This is a genomic window from Aquimarina sp. KJ22-3 (assembly GCF_055808215.1).
In genome coordinates this window covers 3,914,277-3,931,940 of sequence record NZ_CM147859.1, presented here as the reverse complement: position 1 = coordinate 3,931,940, position 17,664 = coordinate 3,914,277, and the positions used below count along the sequence as shown (strand labels likewise).

The following is a 17,664-nucleotide window of genomic DNA, read 5'->3' as shown; positions in this document are numbered from 1 at the left end:
TGTTAATTTTTGCTAAGCTCCTGTACTTTTTTCAACGTTGCCAAACCTTTTCCTGATAGCAAGGATTCTTTGGCTCTTTCAAATCCTTCTTTGGGTTGTAAGCCTTCGACTGTTGCAATGGCAATCCCGGCGTTGGCGCAGACTACATTGTTCTGAGCTTCAGTTCCTTTTCCATTTAGGATATTCATGAAGATTTCCGCAGATTCTTCTACCGAATCTCCACCATGAATTTGTTCTTGTTTCAAAACTGGCACACCAAAATCTTCAGGAGATAGCATCCCTTCGGTTTGGTTAGAAATCGTTTTGGTATTTCCGGTCAGCGAAATCTCGTCATAGCCATCTAATGCATGAACGATAGTAAAGTTCTTATCGGTATTTTGATAAAGATATCCATACATTCTCGCCAATTCTAGATTAAATACACCCACCATTTGATTTTTCGGAAAAGCCGGATTTACCATAGGTCCCAACATGTTAAAAAACGTTTTTACCCCCAATTCTCTTCGGATCGGAGCTACATTTTTCATCGCAGGGTGAAATAGTGGTGCATGTAATACACAGATTCCTGCTTCATCCATACTTCGTTTTAAAAAGTCTTTGTCATTACTGAATTTAATCCCCAAATATTCCATGACGTTAGAACTTCCACATTTTGAAGATACTCCATAGTTTCCGTGCTTGGTCACCTTGATACCTGCTCCTGCAGACACAAAAGAGGATAGGGTAGAGATGTTGAAGGTGTCTTTCCCATCACCTCCTGTACCACATAGATCGATAGGATTGTACTCGCTAAAATCTACCGGGATACACAGTTCTAACAGAGCATCTCTAAAACCTTCCAGCTCTTCTATGGTGATGCTACGCATCATAAATACCGTTAGGAAAGAGGCGATCTGACTTTGATTATATTCTCCTCTAGAGATATTGACCAAAACGCTCTTGGCTTCTTCTTTGGAGATGGTTTCGTGATTAATTAATCGATTAAGTAACTTCTTCATAGCTGATTTAATTATTAATCCAGTTTTCTAACATTTTTTTACCGTCTGGAGTAAGCACAGATTCAGGATGAAATTGCACTCCACGTACATCCAGTTCTTTATGGCGTAACGACATGATTTGTCCATTTTGATCATAAGAAGTCACCTCCAGACAATCGGGCAGGTTATTATCTGCCACTACCCAGGAGTGATATCGCCCTACGTCAAAATTGGAGTCTAGACCTTCAAAAAGAGGCTCGTCGGTTACAGACAAAGTAACATTGGTAGCCACACCGTGATATACTTCATCAAGATTGATCAATCGACCTCCAAAAACTTCACCTATGGCCTGTTGGCCAAGGCAAACTCCAAAAATACTTTTGGTGCTTGCATAGGATTGGATGATGTCTTTCAAAAGTCCGGCTTCATCAGGTATTCCTGGTCCGGGAGAAAGTAATATTTTTTGAAAAGGCGCTACATCATCTAATTGTAGTTGATCATTACGTTTTACGGTTACCTCGCAACCTAGATCTTCCAAATAATGCACCAGATTGTATACAAAAGAATCGTAGTTGTCTATTACTAATACTTTTTTACTCATTTTATATTCTTTTTGTCCTAATGGATTCAACATTATATTTCTTCAGCTAGTTGCAAGGCCTTTGTAAGGGCGCCTAGCTTGTTATATACTTCTTGTAATTCGCTTTCTTCGTTGGATTCATTTACCAATCCAGCACCAGCTTGCCAATGTAGTTCATGATTCTTGCTCAAAAATGTTCGAATCATAATGGCATGGTTAAAATTTCCATCAAAATCCATAAACCCAATAGCACCGCCGTAGAAATCCCGGTTTACGGTTTCATATTTTTCGATAAGTTGCATGGCCATGTGTTTTGGAGCACCGCTAAGCGTTCCTGCTGGGAAAGTATCTGCTACTACCTGCATGGTAGTGGTCTCTTCATGTTTTTTGCCAGTAACCTTACTCACCAAATGGATAACATGAGAGTAAAACTGAACTTCGCGATACGTCTCTACAGTAACATCACTTCCATTACGGCTCAAATCATTACGAGCAAGATCTACCAACATCACATGTTCTGCATTTTCTTTTTCGTCTTTTGAAAGTTTTCTAGCTAATTCGGCATCTTGCTCATCATTACCAGTTCTTTTGAAAGTTCCGGCAATAGGATGTATTTCTGCAATCCCTTCTTTTACCACCAACTGAGCTTCTGGGGAACTTCCAAATATTTTGAAGTTACCGTAGTCAAAATAGAATAGGTAGGGAGAGGGGTTAATGCTGCGTAATGCTCGATATACATTGAACTCGTCACCTTTAAATTTTTGAGAAAAACGTTTGGATAATACGAGTTGAAAAACGTCACCACGTTGACAGTGTTTTTTGGCCAGTGTAACATGTTCTTTGTATTGTTCATCATCCAAATTAGAAGTCGTTTCTCCAACAGTCGTAAAATTATAGGATGCAAAGTTCTTTACGTTGAGAAGAGATTCTATTTCTGAAATGTTACTTTCAGAATCATAGCAATGTGCGAATATGTAGGCCTCGTTATTAAAATGGTTGATGGCAATAATATTTTGATATACTGAGTAGTGCATATCAGGAATGTGAAGCCCACCTTCTTTTTTGGAAATCGAAATGTCTTCAAAATATCGTACCGCATCGTAGGCGATATAGCCAAAAAGGCCATTATTAATGAATTTGAAATCACTTTTGGAAGTCGAAAACTGCTGACCAAATTGTTCAATGATCTGCGGAACATTGGTAGCTACTGTAATGGGGATTTCTGCTGTGCTTTTATCTGGAAAAGATTGGTAGATTACCTCATTTTCAATTTTGATACTTGCAATCGGGTTACAACAGATATAGGAGAAACTGTTTTCATTACCTCTGTAATCACTACTTTCTAACAGTAAACTATTTGGGAAACGATCTCTGATTTTAAGATAAACACTTACCGGAGTAATGGTATCTGCTAAGATTTGCTTGTAATGTGTGGTTAATGTATAACTCATTTTTGCATCATGTGGTTTTGTTTTCGACTTTAGTTTTTAAGCAATAAAAAAAGGCTTGTCGTGAATGACAAGCCTTTTTTGTATGGTTACTTAACACAATAACAGGGCTATTTCACGACGTTTACGTTTCGTGAAGACCACCACCAGTTATTTGATAAGAATAATTTCATATTTGCTCTTTATGGGATCAAATATATAAATTAATTATAATTCGAAACAACAAAAAATTACATTTTTAAATTTACTGCCAATTCGAACTCATCATTGATCGCTTTGTCTCCTAAATTGTCGAAAAAACTTCCTGATCCATACTTGATACCGTATTTTGTTCTATCTACAGATAGAGTAGTAGAAGCAGTATCACCAGTTACAGCAAGATTGAATTGAATTGGATTTGTTTTACCTTTGATCGTTAGATCTGCAGCAATCTTGTACCCATCACTGGTTTTTTTAGCTTTAGTAATCACTAGTTTAGACGTTTTGTGATTTTGTACACCAAAGAAATCATCAGAGTTCAAATGTCCTTCTAATTTTTCTTTTCCTTTTCCAGCTTCAAGATCTGTTACTTGTAGAGAAGTCATATCTACGGTAAATTCTCCGCCAGTAATGGTGTTGTTTTCAAATACCAAATATCCATCAGATAAATTTAAGGTACCGGTATGTTGTCCTGTGATTTTTTTTCCAGTCCATTCGATGGTACTTTTTGAAGCATCTACTGCTTTTTTCTGAGCAAATACAGAAGAAGTTGCAATGATAGCAAAAGCTACGATGAATGATTTAAGTTTAGTTTTCATGATTTTTAAAAATTTGATGTTATATAATAATTTAAATTGATGTTCTAAGTTTGTTTAAAAGTGTATTGAGAGTAACTAGATCTTCTTCACTGAGTGTAGATGTTAGTTCGGTTTCAAAATTATGCATCGCGGGACTTACTTTGTCTAGAAACGTTTTTCCTTTTTCAGTAATATGAATTTCTACTTTTCTTCGGTTAGAAGGGCAGGTAGCACGGGTTACATATTCTCTCTGAATCAATTTATCCACCAATCGGGTGGTATTACTCATCTTGCTTACCATTCGTTCTTGTATGGTGCTTAGGTTGGCAGGTTTCCCTTTTTGTCCTCTTAAAATTCGCAATACGTTGAATTGTTGGATAGAAATATCATAAGTCTTTAGTTCGAGGTTAATTTTGTCTCTCACCCAGTTTTCGGTATACAAAAGATTTACTATTGCTTTACGAGAAAGCGGTAGTTCGGCTTCTGTTTTTATGATCTTTTCGATATTCACTTGTCTATACAATATTTGTATGTACAAATGTAAAAGAATAGATGTTTTAGAAATTATAAATTGATATTAATTCTTTGTTAAAGTTCAATTTTAGAAGCTTTTAAATGGATAATATTGCGGCATGAATGCTATTTGCAAGGGGTTAAACATTTGTAAAAAATTCTGAAAATATTTAGATAAAAGACAGAAACCTTGTTAATTTTCTTTTAGTTAATTAGCGGTTTTGATAAATTCGTATTATGCCAAAATATGCTATATATCTTGTTTTTCTAGTTACTCTTGTCAATTGCAAGGGCGAGCAGAACGTTGCCCTTGATGCAACAGATGTATACAAGAGTAAAGGGGTTGAAATACCGATGTATGATTTTGAAAGTTTTAAACCCTTGTTATCCATAAACGATGGAAAAACCAGAGTCATTAATTTTTGGGCAACCTGGTGTAAGCCTTGTGTGGCGGAATTGCCTTATTTTGAATTAATCAATAGTAGATACCCTGATAATGAAGTGGAGGTGATCCTGGTAAGCTTGGATTTACCAAAACAAGTGGAGACGAAATTGGTACCATTTTTAAGGAAGCAAAAGATAGAGAGCAAGGTTATCTTGTTAGATGATCCAGATGCCAATAGTTGGATTCCTAAAGTGAATAAAAATTGGTCGGGTTCTATACCTGCAACGATTATATATAAAGGAAACACTGTTAATTTCTATGAACGTTCATTTACCTATAATGAGCTGGAAAAGGAATTGAAAAAAATATTATAAGCATAAATTGATAGATAGATAACAAAAACAATTACTCATGAAAACGTTAAAAATTCTTGTCGGAGTGGCTTTTATAATAGCAATTAGCGCTTTTGCTATAGATAAAGTTTCGAATCCTCCCACCACAGGAGGTTATGCAGTTGGAGATGTTGCGACAGATTTTGAATTAAAAAACATAGATGATGCTATGGTTTCTTTGGCAAATTATAAAGATGCCAAAGGGTTTATCGTGATCTTTACTTGTAACCACTGTCCGTACTCGGTGGCCTATGAGGATAGAATTATTGAGTTGGATAAAATGTTTAAAGACAAAGGATATCCCGTTATTGCTATCAATCCAAACAATCCGAAAGCCTATCCTGATGATAGTTTTGACAATATGAAAGTTCGTGCAAAGGAAAAAGGGTTTACTTTCCCGTATTTGTTTGACGACGGACAAAAAATCTACCCACAATATGGGGCTACCAAAACCCCTCACGTATACGTACTAGAAAAAACCGGGAACGGGAACATCGTGAGATACATTGGTGCTATCGATAATAACTATAAAGATGCTTCTTCGGCAGACAAGAAATATGTAGAAGATGCGGTGAATGCACTTTTAAGCGGGAATAAAGTTCCAGTAGAAGTAACCAAAGCGATTGGTTGCAGTATCAAAGCGTAAATCTTCGTACAAAGTTTATCGAATTGAATGTATTTTACGCAATACAATTCAATAAGGACTGTTATATTTGTAAGGAATATAAAAAATAACAGTCCAATTTTAGTATAAACAATTTTATAATGGCAGCAGACATTACCCAAGAAGAGTGGCAAGACTTGATCTCCAAAGATGATAATGCAGTAATTTTAGATGTTAGAACCGAAGAAGAAGTAGAAGATGGTTATATCCCTAACATGATTAATATTGATATCAGAAAAGGTCAGGGGTTTTTGGATGAAGTAGGTCAACTCGATAAATCCAAAAATTATTATGTGTATTGCCGATCTGGAGGACGTAGTGCACAGGCTTGTACCTTGATGGATCAGATGGGATTCGGGACCACGTATAATCTGTTAGGAGGTTTTATGAATTGGGACGGAGAAACCGCTGAATAAATATGAAATTTAGAATACTCACATTAGCACTCATCTTTGCTCTTACCCTTATTGGATGTAATAATTCATCTGATGATGGTACTACAGTAGAACTCATTACTGTAGAGGAAATGGATTCGTTGTTGAAACTGGGAGAAGTAAAGCTGATCGATGTACGAACCCCACAAGAGTTTGCCCAAGGGCATATCGAAAGTGCCATCAATATCGATTTTCGAAATGAAAACTTTGAAGAGTTAATTGCCAAGGTTGACAAAACTAAGCCTGTGGCGGTATACTGTGGCAAAGGCGGTAGAAGTGGTAAGTGTTCTTCGTTTATGAAAAAAGCAGGCTTTACCAAGATTTATGATCTGGATGGCGGTATTACCGAATGGAAATTTAACGGAAAAAAGGTAGTAAAATAACTTATCTTTCATATGATACTATAGAAAACCACCAATTTTGGTGGTTTTTTGTTTTTAGACGCTAAAATCTTTTTGTAGAATTAGGTAATATATTTTCTATATTTAGGACACATAGTTATCTATTGTAATTATAAACATACGTTGGTAACCATTAAGAACAAATCAGAATGAAGAGATTTTTTTAGCTTTAATCCTACTATGTCAGTTTCTTATTTTTCAATCTTGTAGCGAGGAACAAACAGATTTAATCTTACTGGGAACCGTTCATCAACCTGTCGAAAATTTTAATTCGGACAGTCTATACAACATCTTGAAGAAAATTCAACCTGATTTAATACTATTTGAAGTCGATTCTACTTTTTTCACTCAAGACTTTAAATTCAAAAAGACATGGGAAAGCAATGAAAATATTGCAACTATAAAGTATATGAACAATTTTGATGTGGATGTTCGACCATATGAGTTCACAGGAAGAAATGAATACCGAATAGAAATCGGTTCACGTCCAACAGATAGCAAAGCATCCAATCTTTTAGATAGCTTGTACAAAAACAATTTATTGGATTCATCTAATAACAAAATTTATAAAGAATTCCTTGAAGTAAATGACAGTCTTAATTCATTTGCATATCTAGGAGCAAAAGCTTTTAATAATTCGAAAACAGATAAAATTGCTCAAATCAGACAAGAGTATCAATATAAAAAGCTTTTAGATATCATGGATGAATATCCGATTTTCTCTAACACATATTATGTTAAAAATGAAGTTGATAGCATCAGTTATCTTGAAGGTTATAAAAGAGCTTCTGAATTTTGGGATTTGAGAAATAGAACAATGGCTAAAAATATTCTACACTTTACTGATGAGTTTAGAGGAAAAAGAATCGTCGTTTTAAATGGGTACTTTCATCGTTACTATCTAGATTCCTTGCTTAGACCTGAACAGAAAAAAACAGCTTCATTATTAAAGACTGGGATAAATATTAAGCGGCTACCGACACCGTGCAAACTTCATTAAAGGCAGTTAAACCGTTGTAAATAATTATGAAAACAGTTAAAAAAATTTCAATTGGCATAGGCGTATTTATATTAATTGCAATAATATTATTTGTCTGTGATGTAATTTGGAAATCTCCCAGTTTCTATACAGTTCAACAAATCAGTGAAATAAAAGAGCCGATAATGGATATGAAAGCCTATGAAGAAATTTGGCAAACGCATAGGAGACCATATATATATTCTATCTATTCGTCTTCGGGAGGAGAAGTTCACATTCTTGGAGTAGAACATATAACAGATAAAAATCATCCTCAGTTCGATACAATAAGAAGTGTATGGAATGAAACCAATCCTACTGTTTCACTTGTTGAAGGAAGACTTGGTTTTTTATTTACATGGTTTCAAGATCCTATTGAGAAATATGGAGAAGGAGGCTTGGTTTCTAAATTGTCAAAGAAAAATAGGGTTGATTTATTTACGTGGGAACCAACTAGAGATAACGAAATTGAGATTCTAATGAAAGAATTTTCTGTTGAACAAATCGCTATGTTTTATTCATTTCGCCCTTATTTCAGTAACATGAGACATGGAAAACCAGAAAACCCAGAAGATAAGTTACAATCTTATCTAGAAAGTAGAACAAATTATAAACATATCAAAGGAATCTATAAGTCCTGGAAAGAGTTAGATGGTATCTGGCAGAAAGATTTTCCTAAAATCAATTGGCGAGATTATTCTGACGAATATGGTTGGCCAAAAGGCTACCTTAGTGATATAGCAAATTCTTCTAATTTATCTAGGGACTTTCATATGATTCAAACAATTTTTGAATTAGTAAATAAAGGAGAAACGGTATTCGTTACCATGGGAGCTAGTCATGCTCCTAGAATAGAAAAATCCTTAAAAGCTATGATAAAATAACTATTTACAACAATGTATAACAAAATTTAAAACTGATGGTTACACGAAACCGTTACATACAAATCACAATAGAAAGAAATAAATGACTCAGAATATAAATATAGCCGTTCTAATAGACGGTGACAATATACCATCAGCCAATGTGAAAGAAATGATGGAGGAGATTGCCAAATATGGTAATCCAACAATTAAAAGAATCTACGGTGATTGGACGAGACCAGGGTTGACTAAATGGAAAAATTTGCTATTAGAAAATGCGATTACTCCAATTCAACAATATGGATACACAACGGGAAAAAATGCAACAGATTCTGCTATGATAATAGATGCGATGGACATTCTTTATAGTGGAAAAGTTAATGGATTTTGTCTTGTTTCTAGTGATAGTGATTTTACTCGTTTGGCTACACGACTTAGAGAAGCAGGAATGTTAGTTATCGGAATAGGAGAGAAAAAGACACCTAACCCGTTCATTGTTGCATGTGATAAGTTTATTTACATAGAAATTCTTAGGAAACAATCTGAGGATAAAACAGATGCGAAAGAAACGACTAAATCTTCAGTAGATAAAATCACCAATAAAGAGGTTAATTTAATTTCATCTTCAATCAATGATTTGTCGGATGAGGAAGGATGGGCTTTCCTTGGAGATGTTGGAAGTTTAATCCAGAAAAAACGCCCCAATTTTGACTCGAGAAATTATGGGTTTGAAAAACTCACACCACTGATTAAATCAATTAACAAGTTTGAAATAGAACAACGTGAAAACCCTAGAGGACGAAGCAAACTGATTTATGTTAAAATAAAAGAAAAGCATATAACAAGAGCTAAGAAATCTTAGTAATCTAGTCTTTAGGCGAGTTTTACACAGCTTTGCTATCTTTAGGGCTGTTGCGAGATTTAAGTTAACCACTTGCCATAACAAACTATATACAAAACATTGCTTTTAATATTGGGAAATGAAATGTAAAAATTGTGGAAATTCTTTTGAAGGAAAATATTGCAATGTATGTGGACAACACATCAGAGTAGACAGGTTAACCTTTTCCAGCTTCGTTGAAGAAATTTCGGAGAGTGTTTTTCAAGTTAATCGTGGCCTTTTTTATACGATCAAAAGCTTAATCATAAGACCTGGCCATGCAATTAGAGAGTTTTTAAATGGGCAACGTAAATATTATTTCAAACCCATTGCTTTTATTCTATTATTATCCACTTTTTATTTTTTAATTACTAAAATACTAGGAGCTACTACACTTTTAGAAAATGCTATTTCAGGATTTCGACAGGGAGCAGAAAGCCAATCTGACCACTTACATAATGCTGTAATTTTAGAATTCTCAACCGAATGGTTTACGAATAACTTCGCGTATTCTAATCTCCTTCTTATACCAGCTTTATCAATCGCATCGTACATATCTTTTTATGGAAGAAAACAAAACTTCCTGGAGCATATGATAATCAATTCCTATATAGGAGGGCAACAAACTATTTTTTATGCATTCTTCACCATTTTTGATTTTGTAGTGAAGCAAAGTGACTTAGGAGTGACTTTGGCTTTTGTTATATCTATTGTCTACAGATTTTGGACTTTTATCCAGTTTTATCAAACAGAAAATAAAATTTATACAGCACTTCGATTAGTACTAACTTACATCGTATTTTACATGATAATTATGCTTTTTCTGGGGGTATTGGTTTTTGCGGCAATAATTTTAAAAGAATAGTAAACATAATAATGACTATGATTTATTGTGGTTTTGTACCACACCAAAATAAAAGTATAAATCAAAGAATTGGATATTGTTGTGGAATCATAGTCGAGGCTGTTATATCTGATTGAGGAATAAGAAATGATAATCAATATTAATAAATCCAAAAAAGGCTTCATCAGACTTAAGTATGATATTAAGGTCAATGGAGAACTAAAATATCGTTCAAAATCTAATGTTTTATTACCCTATATCAAAACTGAAGTTTATGATCTGAATAAAAACAAAGTGCTAAAAGTTGTAGACAAAAGATCTAACTCTAATTTGTTACAATTTTATCTGAACTATAAAACTTCAAATTATGAATTTAAAAGTGATTCATTTTTAGAGCATAATCTATTTTATCAATCCAAAAAAATTAGCTTCTTTCCTCAACAAGGACATTTAGTTTCAATATTAACTGATGATAAACAAGTTGGGTATTTTGATAAGAATAAGAAAACAGGGGTTAAGGGTAATAAATTTGTAATTGAGATTGCTGACAACCTCATTCCAGAAGAAATACTCATAGGATGTGTGTTAGCGTATGATCTTAAATTTTACTCTAACAGAGACATGAATTTGATTTACGATTCTGGTTATACCTCTATTACCCCAATTAAAAAACATAACGAAAACTGGAAAGAAAATTTATAAAACCTGCAATAGTACTATATAAGGTTGTAGCAGTAAAGTGATTAATCGATTGGTTCTTATGTTTTTGGTAAGGCACAATGTTTGCAGAAAGAAAGTTAGTAACCAATGCACAAAACTGCCTGCCGGTGAGTCGGTACGAAAAGTAGGATAACATTTGGCCCTGCTACAACTCAAGTATTACACATTATCTGTTATTATCAAAAATGAGAAATAGACATATTTTAACTCTAGGTATATTGATTTTAATGAACTTTATTGGTTTGGGCCAAACTAAGATGAATAAAAATCCCAGAGTAAAACGTTTAAAAGAATCTACAAAATTCGAAAATGATAAGGTTTCAATTGTCGCTAAGCTTATAGATTCAACGCAAAACATTCATGTTTTTTTAATCAATAGAACGACAGACACTTTACCTGTTTTTGGAGGATATGATGCTAAAATTTTGTTTGATAAAGAAATAAAAGATAGTGATGGAAATTGGAAATCATTTGACACATTGCATCATCAAGCTTATTCGTGTGGTACAGGCTTAAAAACCATAAAATTACCTAAAGACACATACACATATGAAGTTTACCATAAATCAAAATATACTGGTGAATTAAACACTGAAATTAGATTTTCTTTTAGAATTAAAGATTCTTTAGTTATTTATTCAAAACCATTGAGTATAGAAGCGAATAAGGAGTTACTTCTTAAACCATCTGATCGTATTAAAAAAATCTTAGTAAAGAGCTAAAAGAAAATAAAACTCTAAATTATAGTCAAAGGGAAAAAATGTTGTTGAGAATAGTTTCCATACACGCTAAAGAAGGAAATCACAAAAAGACCATATCCATCTGTCAAGACTGGTTGAAAAACAACCCTGATTCTTTTAGGATGAGGTATGAGTTGGCTGTTGCTATTTTTAAATATATTTCAAAACATAAAAATACATTGAATAAGATTAAAATAAACATATTGTTAGGTAAAGCTATCAATGAACTAAATAGAATTCCTAAAGGTGACGCTCCATTTTCAATAAAATCAAAGAAATATATTAATACCTATAGTAAATTACTGTTATCCGAATCTGAATGGAATGATCTTAAAAAAGAAGAATGTATATCGAAAAGTAATAATGACTTTTGTTACTACAAAGAGTTATTAGATGGAAATGTAAGTACATTGTATAATAATAAATAAACAATGGCTAATCATGTACAACCAATCATAGCTGCCTATTGATAGGCTAAGCTTGTTTTACTAACCGTTAGGAGCAATCTAAAAACTTTGTAACACCAGAGGATAATTCGGATCTAAGTTCAAAAAAGCAAATATGAATCAACTTGGCGAAAAATACTCGGAGGAAAAAAATATTGAACTACTGAAAGCCTCATTAAAGGGAGATAAGGGTGCATTAAATGAGCTAATTGCTATTCATAGACCTTACATCTTTAATGTGGCTTGGAAATTCTCTTTTAACCCACAAGATGCGGAAGACTTGACACAGGAAGCACTGATAAAGGTAATTACTAAATTATCTCAGTTTAATTTCCAAAGTCAATTTAGAACCTGGCTTTATAGAATCGTATTCAATGAATTCTTGAAATCAAAAAGACGTAGTGGAGAAAAGCAGTTCACTGATTTTGAGAGCCAGGGAAAACGATTAGATTCCATACAACACACCTCTTTTTTAGATGCTAAAGAAGAGGCAGAGTACGAAGAATTAACAAAAGAGGTTCGATATAGATGTTTATCAGGAATGATTATGTGTCTAACTCGTGAGCAAAGATTATTATTTATTGTAGGAGAGACATTTGGCGTTGATCACAATCTTGGGGCTGAAATATTTGATATAAGCAAAGCTAATTATAGATTAAAATTACATAGAGCAAGGAAAGAACTTGTAAACTTTATGCAACAAAAATGTGGATTGATGAATCCTGAAAATCCATGTAGGTGTGGTAAAAAAGCTAAGACCATGCATAAAAATGGTTATTTAACAGAAGACCAGCTTTTTTTTAATGTAGGCTATAGAATGAAAGTAGCCGATTACGCTGCAAAAAACAGTGAAATTGTTGCGGATCTTGTTGACAATAAGCATCTTGAATTACTAAGAGACACTCCTGCCAAAGATAACTTTAATAAGGAAACAATTGTGGATGAAATTATTGGAGATAATGAACTGCTCAACTATTTTGAATTGAGTTAAGATATCAGACCAAGCTTTAAAATGCCCGTAATTCTATGAGTTACGGGCATTTTGTTTTCTGTTTTGTAACACATCAATTGAAATTGGATCAAAAGGGAAATTTTAAATCAATTTATATGAAACATCCTAAAGTAAACGAGAGTTTAAAAATTGAAGCTCCTGCTGTAGAAATCTGGAACAGAATCAAGTCCTTCGATAGGGTAGAAGATTATGCAGGAGGAATGATTACCCATAGCGAAGTAAAAGGAAATGGTGTAGGTTGTGAAAGAACTTGTACAATGAATTCTGAACAAGGGGAAATAACAATCAAAGAAGTTATTACGGAATTTAATGATTCAGAAAGATACTTAAAATATTTAGTTCAAAACCCACCAATGCCTGTTACTAATATGGAAAACAGTATTTCCGTAAAAGAATTGGTCAATGGAAGCGAAGTCACTTGGCAGAGTTTTTTTGATACTGATGGCTCACAGGATCAGGAAATTACCTCGATGCTTCAGGGCATGATACAAATGAGCTTAGAAGGAATTAAAAAATTATATTAAATTAAAATTACATCAAAAATGAAAAATCTATTTTTAGCGACATTAGTCCTTTTACTTAGTCTAAATTTAGCTACAGCACAATCAATGGGCGAGCCAAAAGTTCAATTCAGTAAAATAATAAATAAGTCGGCGGATAAGTTTTGGGAGACAGTGAGACAAATTGACAAAATAGACAAATACTCATCAAATGTTGCAAGAGTTGAATGGACCGGAAATATCGGAAAGGGAGGTCAAAGGGTATGTTATACGCCGGATGGTAAAGGCTACTTTAAGGAAAAAATTGTAGCTTATAACGAATCAACAAGAAGTTTTTCGTATTCTTTATTAGAAGGAGCACCTGTAAAGGGTATGGTAAACACTATTCAAATAATTGATTTAGGTTATGGCAAATGCGTATTTGTATTTTGGTCTCATTATGATAAGTTTATTAACAACCCTCAAATGACACAGGAACAATTCCATGCATTTATGAATAGTTCTCTAGAAGAAATGACTGAAAAAATGGCTAAAGATTCATAAACTGCAGTGGCTAACATTGGGAATAAGTGATAGCGGTTTCGGTGTAAACTTTGACCGCTATTACTTAATTCAAATATATTCTATAAAACCAGTAGTGCAATCTAAAATTAATTCTTTGACAATACATTGACTGCCGCCTCTAGTTGTTGATCTCTTCCTGTAATAACAACTTCTGGGTCTAGGGCGACTTTAACATCTGGTTCTAATTGTTGGTTTTCAAGGTATTTACCTTTGGTGTCAATAATACCAACCATCGGTATTCCGAACCAAGCTCCATTTTGTAACCCTTCCCACCATACTGCAGTACCAGTTCCTGGTACCGGCATACCTACCAGTTTTCCGATACCCATTGCTCGATACGTAACAGGAAACATATGCGCATCAGAGTAGTTGCTTTCACTCATTACAACAACTGATGGTTTACTCCATTTAAATTGAGGTTCTGATCCTAAATTTTGACCTCTAGGCCTAAAATCCATATAAGGTTTTCCATTTAGAAATGTAGCAAGATCATCATGAAGCCAACCTCCACCATTAAATCTAGTGTCTACAATCAATCCTTTTTTGTTGTAATGCTTTCCTAAAGCATCGTCATATACTTTTCTAAAACTCTCATCATTCATTCCGCGAACATGTACATAACCCAACTTACCGCCAGAAAGTTGTTCGACAAGCTTATTACAATTTTTAACCCATCTTTCGTACAACAGTTGGCTTAACTTTCTTCTATTAATTGGTTTTACGGTTTCCTTCCATTCTTTTTTTGATTCAGGATCATAGAAAGTAAGCAGTGTATTTTTACCAGCCTTACGGTTAAGGAGTGGATAATAATTCATGTCCTTATTAATTTTTACACCGTCTATAGCTTGTATGATGTGACCAGCTTTGGATTTGTTGTCTTTACTCTTTAACGGACTCTTGTCCATAATTTCAATAATCTTTAATCCATCACCAGTGTACGATGGATCTAAGAAGATTCCTAATGAAGCGGTTTGATCTCCATTTGGTTTCGAATCTCTATAGCCTGCACCCGTATGAGAAGCATTTAGTTCACCTAACATCTCACTCATTAGCTCTGCAAAATCAAAATTATTGTTGATATCCTTTAGTTTAACAAAATAGGCTTTTTTATAAAAATCCCAATCTACGCCTTGCATATCTTTACGGTAAAACTTCTTTTTCGTTTGACGCCAAATATGCTCAGCCAAGTAAGCGCGCTCCGCCATTTCGTCAAGTAACATTTCACCTTTTATAGAAATACCTTCTGTCTTTCCTTTTTTCAGATCAACTTTACTTATTTTACCGTTTGATAGAATATAAAGGTTTTCTCCTTTTGGTCCCATCTCCATATCTCCTGGACTTTTGGCATTTAATGAAGCAAGAATTTTTGTTTCTTTAGTACGAAGGTTAGTTTTCCATAGATTGTAACCTTTCTCAAATTTGGCAAGATAGTAGAGCGTTTTACCGTCTTTCGAAATAATAGCAGCTCCAAGATCCGAAGAATGAGTAGTCAATCGAGTGATTCTATCTTTGCGTCCATCCAGCTCAAACTCAATAGGGTCTACCTTCTTTTCTTTATCCTCACCTTTCTTTTTATCTTTTGAATCATCCTTATCACCTTCAGAATCTGAATCCTTCTTCTCTTCAGACATTAACTCTGATTCAAGTTCACTTAAGTTGAAATCATCCCAGGCGGCTTGTGTTAAAAACATACCATAAAAATCCATTTCGGTTCCCCAACTTGCATGGTTTTTCATTCCATTTCGGCTAGAATACCAGGTAATCATTTTACCACCCATCATCCACTGCGGGATATGAGCTCCATACCCAGTAGGAACAATATTAATAACAGGTTCTTTACCAGAGGCATTGACTAGACCTGCCTGGTCTATCCATTGACCATCTCTCAAATAATTTACCAAGAACCATTTGCTATCAGGAGACCACTCATAAAACTGATCCCCATCCGCATAAGAATAGTTATTATTGCCGGGCATAATCTCGCGTACTTCCTTACTTTCTAGGTTAATGACCTTCAGATTGGTGCGTTCTTCAAGAAAAGCGACTTCCTTACCATCAGGAGAATAGCTTGCCTGAAAAGTTTCAGCAGCTGAGTTGAGAATGATTTTCTCCTCTAGAATTGTTGAATTAAAAAAGTACTTTTCTTCTTCACGACTCAATGAAGTTTCATACAGATTCCAGCTTCCGTTGCGTTCACCAGCATACAATATAGCTCTTCCATCGGGGCTAAAGGATACACTTCGCTCTTGTTCTGGAGTATTGGTAATTCGTTTTGTGGTTCCATCTTTAATCGAACTAACGAATACTTCACCACGTTTGATAAAAACTATTTCTTTTCCATTGGAAGAAACATCAAACTCACTAAGATTGTTATTTACAGATATTGTTTTTACAGGTAGATTACGTAAGTCCGAACGGATATCTATTTCTACAAGTTGAGGTTCTGATCCTTCCGTTTGTAAAAATATTCTACCATGATAGCCATAACAGAGCTTACCATCTGAAGCTATGCTAAGGTGACGAACAGGATGTTTGGTAAAATTTGAAATTTGTTGAGCAGCTCCACCAGAGAGACTTGCTTTGTATACGTTAAAACTACCCGAAGATTCGCTCAAGAAATAGTAAGAATTTCCATCTTTCGCAAAAACGGGATCCATGTCTTCTCCATTAAAAGTACTCAGTTGGGTATACGCTTTAGATTCCACATCATATTTCCAAATATCTCGGGTAACAGATGATGTATGGTGCTTACGAAGTGGATCCTCATACCCTTTGGAGTCTTGAAAAAGTAATGTCTTACCATCACTACTCATCTTCGTGTTAACCGCAGGAGTGGTTAGAACTTGAGTTACTCTACCTCCAGTAATGGGTGCTTGATATAATTCTGGTAATACCCCAGACGGAAATTGTTGATTAGTATGTAAATCTAAACGTGAAGATGAAAATAGCACGAAATTACCATCGGTACTGAAATCGCTCGGACTATCATTAGAAGAGTGGAATGTTAGTCGGGTAGCAGTACCTCCTTTGGATGGCATAACGAAAACATCAAAATTACCATGTCTGTTTGAAGCAAAAGCAATTTGAGAACCATCAGGAGACCATACAGGCATATGATCATAGCCATCATTTATGGTAAGAATAGTAGCTGTCCCTCCGGTAGATGGTACCGTATAAATGTCACCATGATAACTAAAGGCTATAGTTTTACCGTCAGGAGATATGGCAGGAAAGCGTAGCCATTGAGAACTCTCCTGAGCTGATGAAATTTGTAATGAAAAGATAAAGGTAAAAAACAGAAAGATTGATTGTCTCATAATAAAAATATAAGGTATTCTAATTGTTTGATTCGTAAATTTGAGTAAACTTTAAAAATTAAAGCAAGCACAACATCAGATGTAGTTAATTTCTTCTGCAAGCGCGTATTAGGAAAATTTCGTTAGAATTTTCTCTTACTTGTTCTTGTTTACTAAATTAGATGCTAAACAAATAAATAATCACGCATAA

20 protein-coding genes are annotated in these 17,664 nt (G+C 34.3%); 14 read left to right on the top strand and 6 right to left on the bottom strand.

The window, feature by feature from the left end; all coding sequences use genetic code 11:
- Nucleotides 1-2: 2 nt before the first annotated feature.
- From trpD to AC0L3Q_RS18090, 5 genes are all read right to left on the bottom strand, one after another.
- Nucleotides 3-998, bottom strand: a complete 996-nt coding sequence (gene trpD, locus AC0L3Q_RS18110; protein WP_473281676.1) for an anthranilate phosphoribosyltransferase — start codon at nucleotides 996-998, stop codon at nucleotides 3-5.
- A 7-nt stretch (nucleotides 999-1,005) separates the two neighbouring features.
- Nucleotides 1,006-1,578, bottom strand: a complete 573-nt coding sequence (locus AC0L3Q_RS18105; RefSeq protein WP_473281674.1) for an anthranilate synthase component II — start codon at nucleotides 1,576-1,578, stop codon at nucleotides 1,006-1,008.
- A gap of 32 nt (nucleotides 1,579-1,610) precedes the next feature.
- Nucleotides 1,611-3,008, bottom strand: coding sequence for an anthranilate synthase component I family protein (locus AC0L3Q_RS18100; RefSeq protein WP_473281672.1), 1,398 nt, complete (start codon nucleotides 3,006-3,008; stop codon nucleotides 1,611-1,613).
- Nucleotides 3,009-3,235: 227 nt separating this feature from the next.
- A complete protein-coding gene (locus AC0L3Q_RS18095; RefSeq protein ID WP_473281670.1) occupies nucleotides 3,236-3,802 on the bottom strand; it encodes a YceI family protein in 567 nt (188 codons plus the stop codon).
- 31 nt (nucleotides 3,803-3,833) lie between these two features.
- Nucleotides 3,834-4,319 (bottom strand): MarR family winged helix-turn-helix transcriptional regulator, encoded by a 486-nt coding sequence (locus AC0L3Q_RS18090; protein WP_473281668.1) that lies wholly within the window; start codon nucleotides 4,317-4,319, stop codon nucleotides 3,834-3,836.
- Nucleotides 4,320-4,531: 212 nt separating this feature from the next.
- On the opposite strand from AC0L3Q_RS18090, the gene AC0L3Q_RS18085 reads away from it, so the two are divergent.
- The 14 genes from AC0L3Q_RS18085 (at nucleotide 4,532) to AC0L3Q_RS18020 (ending at nucleotide 14,136) form a co-directional block, all read left to right on the top strand.
- Nucleotides 4,532-5,053: a TlpA family protein disulfide reductase gene (locus AC0L3Q_RS18085; protein WP_473281666.1), complete on the top strand. Its 522-nt coding sequence runs from the start codon at nucleotides 4,532-4,534 to the stop codon at nucleotides 5,051-5,053.
- Nucleotides 5,054-5,090: 37 nt separating this feature from the next.
- Nucleotides 5,091-5,717: a thioredoxin family protein gene (locus AC0L3Q_RS18080; protein WP_473281664.1), complete on the top strand. Its 627-nt coding sequence runs from the start codon at nucleotides 5,091-5,093 to the stop codon at nucleotides 5,715-5,717.
- A gap of 119 nt (nucleotides 5,718-5,836) precedes the next feature.
- A complete protein-coding gene (locus AC0L3Q_RS18075) occupies nucleotides 5,837-6,151 on the top strand; it encodes a rhodanese-like domain-containing protein (RefSeq protein WP_073317524.1) in 315 nt (104 codons plus the stop codon).
- Nucleotides 6,152-6,153: 2 nt separating this feature from the next.
- Nucleotides 6,154-6,552: a rhodanese-like domain-containing protein gene (locus tag AC0L3Q_RS18070; RefSeq protein ID WP_473281662.1), complete on the top strand. Its 399-nt coding sequence runs from the start codon at nucleotides 6,154-6,156 to the stop codon at nucleotides 6,550-6,552.
- A 310-nt stretch (nucleotides 6,553-6,862) separates the two neighbouring features.
- Nucleotides 6,863-7,570 carry a hypothetical protein gene (locus tag AC0L3Q_RS18065; RefSeq protein ID WP_473281660.1) on the top strand — a complete coding sequence of 236 codons (708 nt, stop codon included), beginning with the start codon at nucleotides 6,863-6,865 and terminating at the stop codon, nucleotides 7,568-7,570.
- A 26-nt stretch (nucleotides 7,571-7,596) separates the two neighbouring features.
- Complete coding sequence (locus AC0L3Q_RS18060; RefSeq protein ID WP_473281658.1) at nucleotides 7,597-8,472, top strand: hypothetical protein; 876 nt, start codon at nucleotides 7,597-7,599, stop codon at nucleotides 8,470-8,472.
- Between the two features lie 82 nt (nucleotides 8,473-8,554).
- Nucleotides 8,555-9,313 carry an NYN domain-containing protein gene (locus tag AC0L3Q_RS18055; protein ID WP_473281656.1) on the top strand — a complete coding sequence of 253 codons (759 nt, stop codon included), beginning with the start codon at nucleotides 8,555-8,557 and terminating at the stop codon, nucleotides 9,311-9,313.
- A gap of 118 nt (nucleotides 9,314-9,431) precedes the next feature.
- Nucleotides 9,432-10,196: a DUF3667 domain-containing protein gene (locus AC0L3Q_RS18050; protein ID WP_473281655.1), complete on the top strand. Its 765-nt coding sequence runs from the start codon at nucleotides 9,432-9,434 to the stop codon at nucleotides 10,194-10,196.
- Between the two features lie 126 nt (nucleotides 10,197-10,322).
- Nucleotides 10,323-10,877 carry a hypothetical protein gene (locus tag AC0L3Q_RS18045; RefSeq protein ID WP_473281653.1) on the top strand — a complete coding sequence of 185 codons (555 nt, stop codon included), beginning with the start codon at nucleotides 10,323-10,325 and terminating at the stop codon, nucleotides 10,875-10,877.
- Between the two features lie 203 nt (nucleotides 10,878-11,080).
- On the top strand, nucleotides 11,081-11,617 hold the full coding sequence (locus AC0L3Q_RS18040) for a hypothetical protein (RefSeq protein WP_473281651.1): 537 nt from the start codon (nucleotides 11,081-11,083) through the stop codon (nucleotides 11,615-11,617).
- Between the two features lie 38 nt (nucleotides 11,618-11,655).
- Complete coding sequence (locus AC0L3Q_RS18035; RefSeq protein ID WP_473281649.1) at nucleotides 11,656-12,063, top strand: hypothetical protein; 408 nt, start codon at nucleotides 11,656-11,658, stop codon at nucleotides 12,061-12,063.
- A 133-nt stretch (nucleotides 12,064-12,196) separates the two neighbouring features.
- Complete coding sequence (locus AC0L3Q_RS18030) at nucleotides 12,197-13,072, top strand: RNA polymerase sigma factor (protein WP_473281647.1); 876 nt, start codon at nucleotides 12,197-12,199, stop codon at nucleotides 13,070-13,072.
- A 116-nt stretch (nucleotides 13,073-13,188) separates the two neighbouring features.
- Complete coding sequence (locus tag AC0L3Q_RS18025; RefSeq protein WP_473281645.1) at nucleotides 13,189-13,617, top strand: SRPBCC family protein; 429 nt, start codon at nucleotides 13,189-13,191, stop codon at nucleotides 13,615-13,617.
- An 18-nt stretch (nucleotides 13,618-13,635) separates the two neighbouring features.
- On the top strand, nucleotides 13,636-14,136 hold the full coding sequence (locus tag AC0L3Q_RS18020) for an SRPBCC family protein (RefSeq protein WP_473281643.1): 501 nt from the start codon (nucleotides 13,636-13,638) through the stop codon (nucleotides 14,134-14,136).
- A gap of 107 nt (nucleotides 14,137-14,243) precedes the next feature.
- Here AC0L3Q_RS18020 and AC0L3Q_RS18015 read toward each other — a convergent pair whose 3' ends face one another.
- A complete protein-coding gene (locus AC0L3Q_RS18015; RefSeq protein ID WP_473281641.1) occupies nucleotides 14,244-17,474 on the bottom strand; it encodes a S41 family peptidase in 3,231 nt (1,076 codons plus the stop codon).
- Nucleotides 17,475-17,664 lie beyond the last annotated feature (190 nt).

Excerpts from the sequence above, each read along its gene's own strand:
- AC0L3Q_RS18020 (WP_473281643.1), top strand. The coding sequence starts at position 13,636 with ATGAAAAATCTATTTTTAGCGACATTAGTCCTTTTACTTAGTCTAAAT.
- AC0L3Q_RS18095 (WP_473281670.1), bottom strand. The coding sequence starts at position 3,802 with ATGAAAACTAAACTTAAATCATTCATCGTAGCTTTTGCTATCATTGCA.
- AC0L3Q_RS18035 (WP_473281649.1), top strand. The coding sequence starts at position 11,656 with ATGTTGTTGAGAATAGTTTCCATACACGCTAAAGAAGGAAATCACAAA.
- AC0L3Q_RS18030 (WP_473281647.1), top strand. The coding sequence starts at position 12,197 with ATGAATCAACTTGGCGAAAAATACTCGGAGGAAAAAAATATTGAACTA.
- AC0L3Q_RS18080 (WP_473281664.1), top strand. The coding sequence starts at position 5,091 with ATGAAAACGTTAAAAATTCTTGTCGGAGTGGCTTTTATAATAGCAATT.
- AC0L3Q_RS18050 (WP_473281655.1), top strand. The coding sequence starts at position 9,432 with ATGAAATGTAAAAATTGTGGAAATTCTTTTGAAGGAAAATATTGCAAT.
- AC0L3Q_RS18075 (WP_073317524.1), top strand. The coding sequence starts at position 5,837 with ATGGCAGCAGACATTACCCAAGAAGAGTGGCAAGACTTGATCTCCAAA.
- AC0L3Q_RS18060 (WP_473281658.1), top strand. The coding sequence starts at position 7,597 with ATGAAAACAGTTAAAAAAATTTCAATTGGCATAGGCGTATTTATATTA.
- AC0L3Q_RS18105 (WP_473281674.1), bottom strand. The coding sequence starts at position 1,578 with ATGAGTAAAAAAGTATTAGTAATAGACAACTACGATTCTTTTGTATAC.
- AC0L3Q_RS18040 (WP_473281651.1), top strand. The coding sequence starts at position 11,081 with ATGAGAAATAGACATATTTTAACTCTAGGTATATTGATTTTAATGAAC.
- AC0L3Q_RS18015 (WP_473281641.1), bottom strand. The coding sequence starts at position 17,474 with ATGAGACAATCAATCTTTCTGTTTTTTACCTTTATCTTTTCATTACAA.
- trpD (WP_473281676.1), bottom strand. The coding sequence starts at position 998 with ATGAAGAAGTTACTTAATCGATTAATTAATCACGAAACCATCTCCAAA.
- AC0L3Q_RS18045 (WP_473281653.1), top strand. The coding sequence starts at position 10,323 with ATGATAATCAATATTAATAAATCCAAAAAAGGCTTCATCAGACTTAAG.
- AC0L3Q_RS18055 (WP_473281656.1), top strand. The coding sequence starts at position 8,555 with ATGACTCAGAATATAAATATAGCCGTTCTAATAGACGGTGACAATATA.
- AC0L3Q_RS18100 (WP_473281672.1), bottom strand. The coding sequence starts at position 3,008 with ATGAGTTATACATTAACCACACATTACAAGCAAATCTTAGCAGATACC.
- AC0L3Q_RS18070 (WP_473281662.1), top strand. The coding sequence starts at position 6,154 with ATGAAATTTAGAATACTCACATTAGCACTCATCTTTGCTCTTACCCTT.
- AC0L3Q_RS18085 (WP_473281666.1), top strand. The coding sequence starts at position 4,532 with ATGCCAAAATATGCTATATATCTTGTTTTTCTAGTTACTCTTGTCAAT.
- AC0L3Q_RS18025 (WP_473281645.1), top strand. The coding sequence starts at position 13,189 with ATGAAACATCCTAAAGTAAACGAGAGTTTAAAAATTGAAGCTCCTGCT.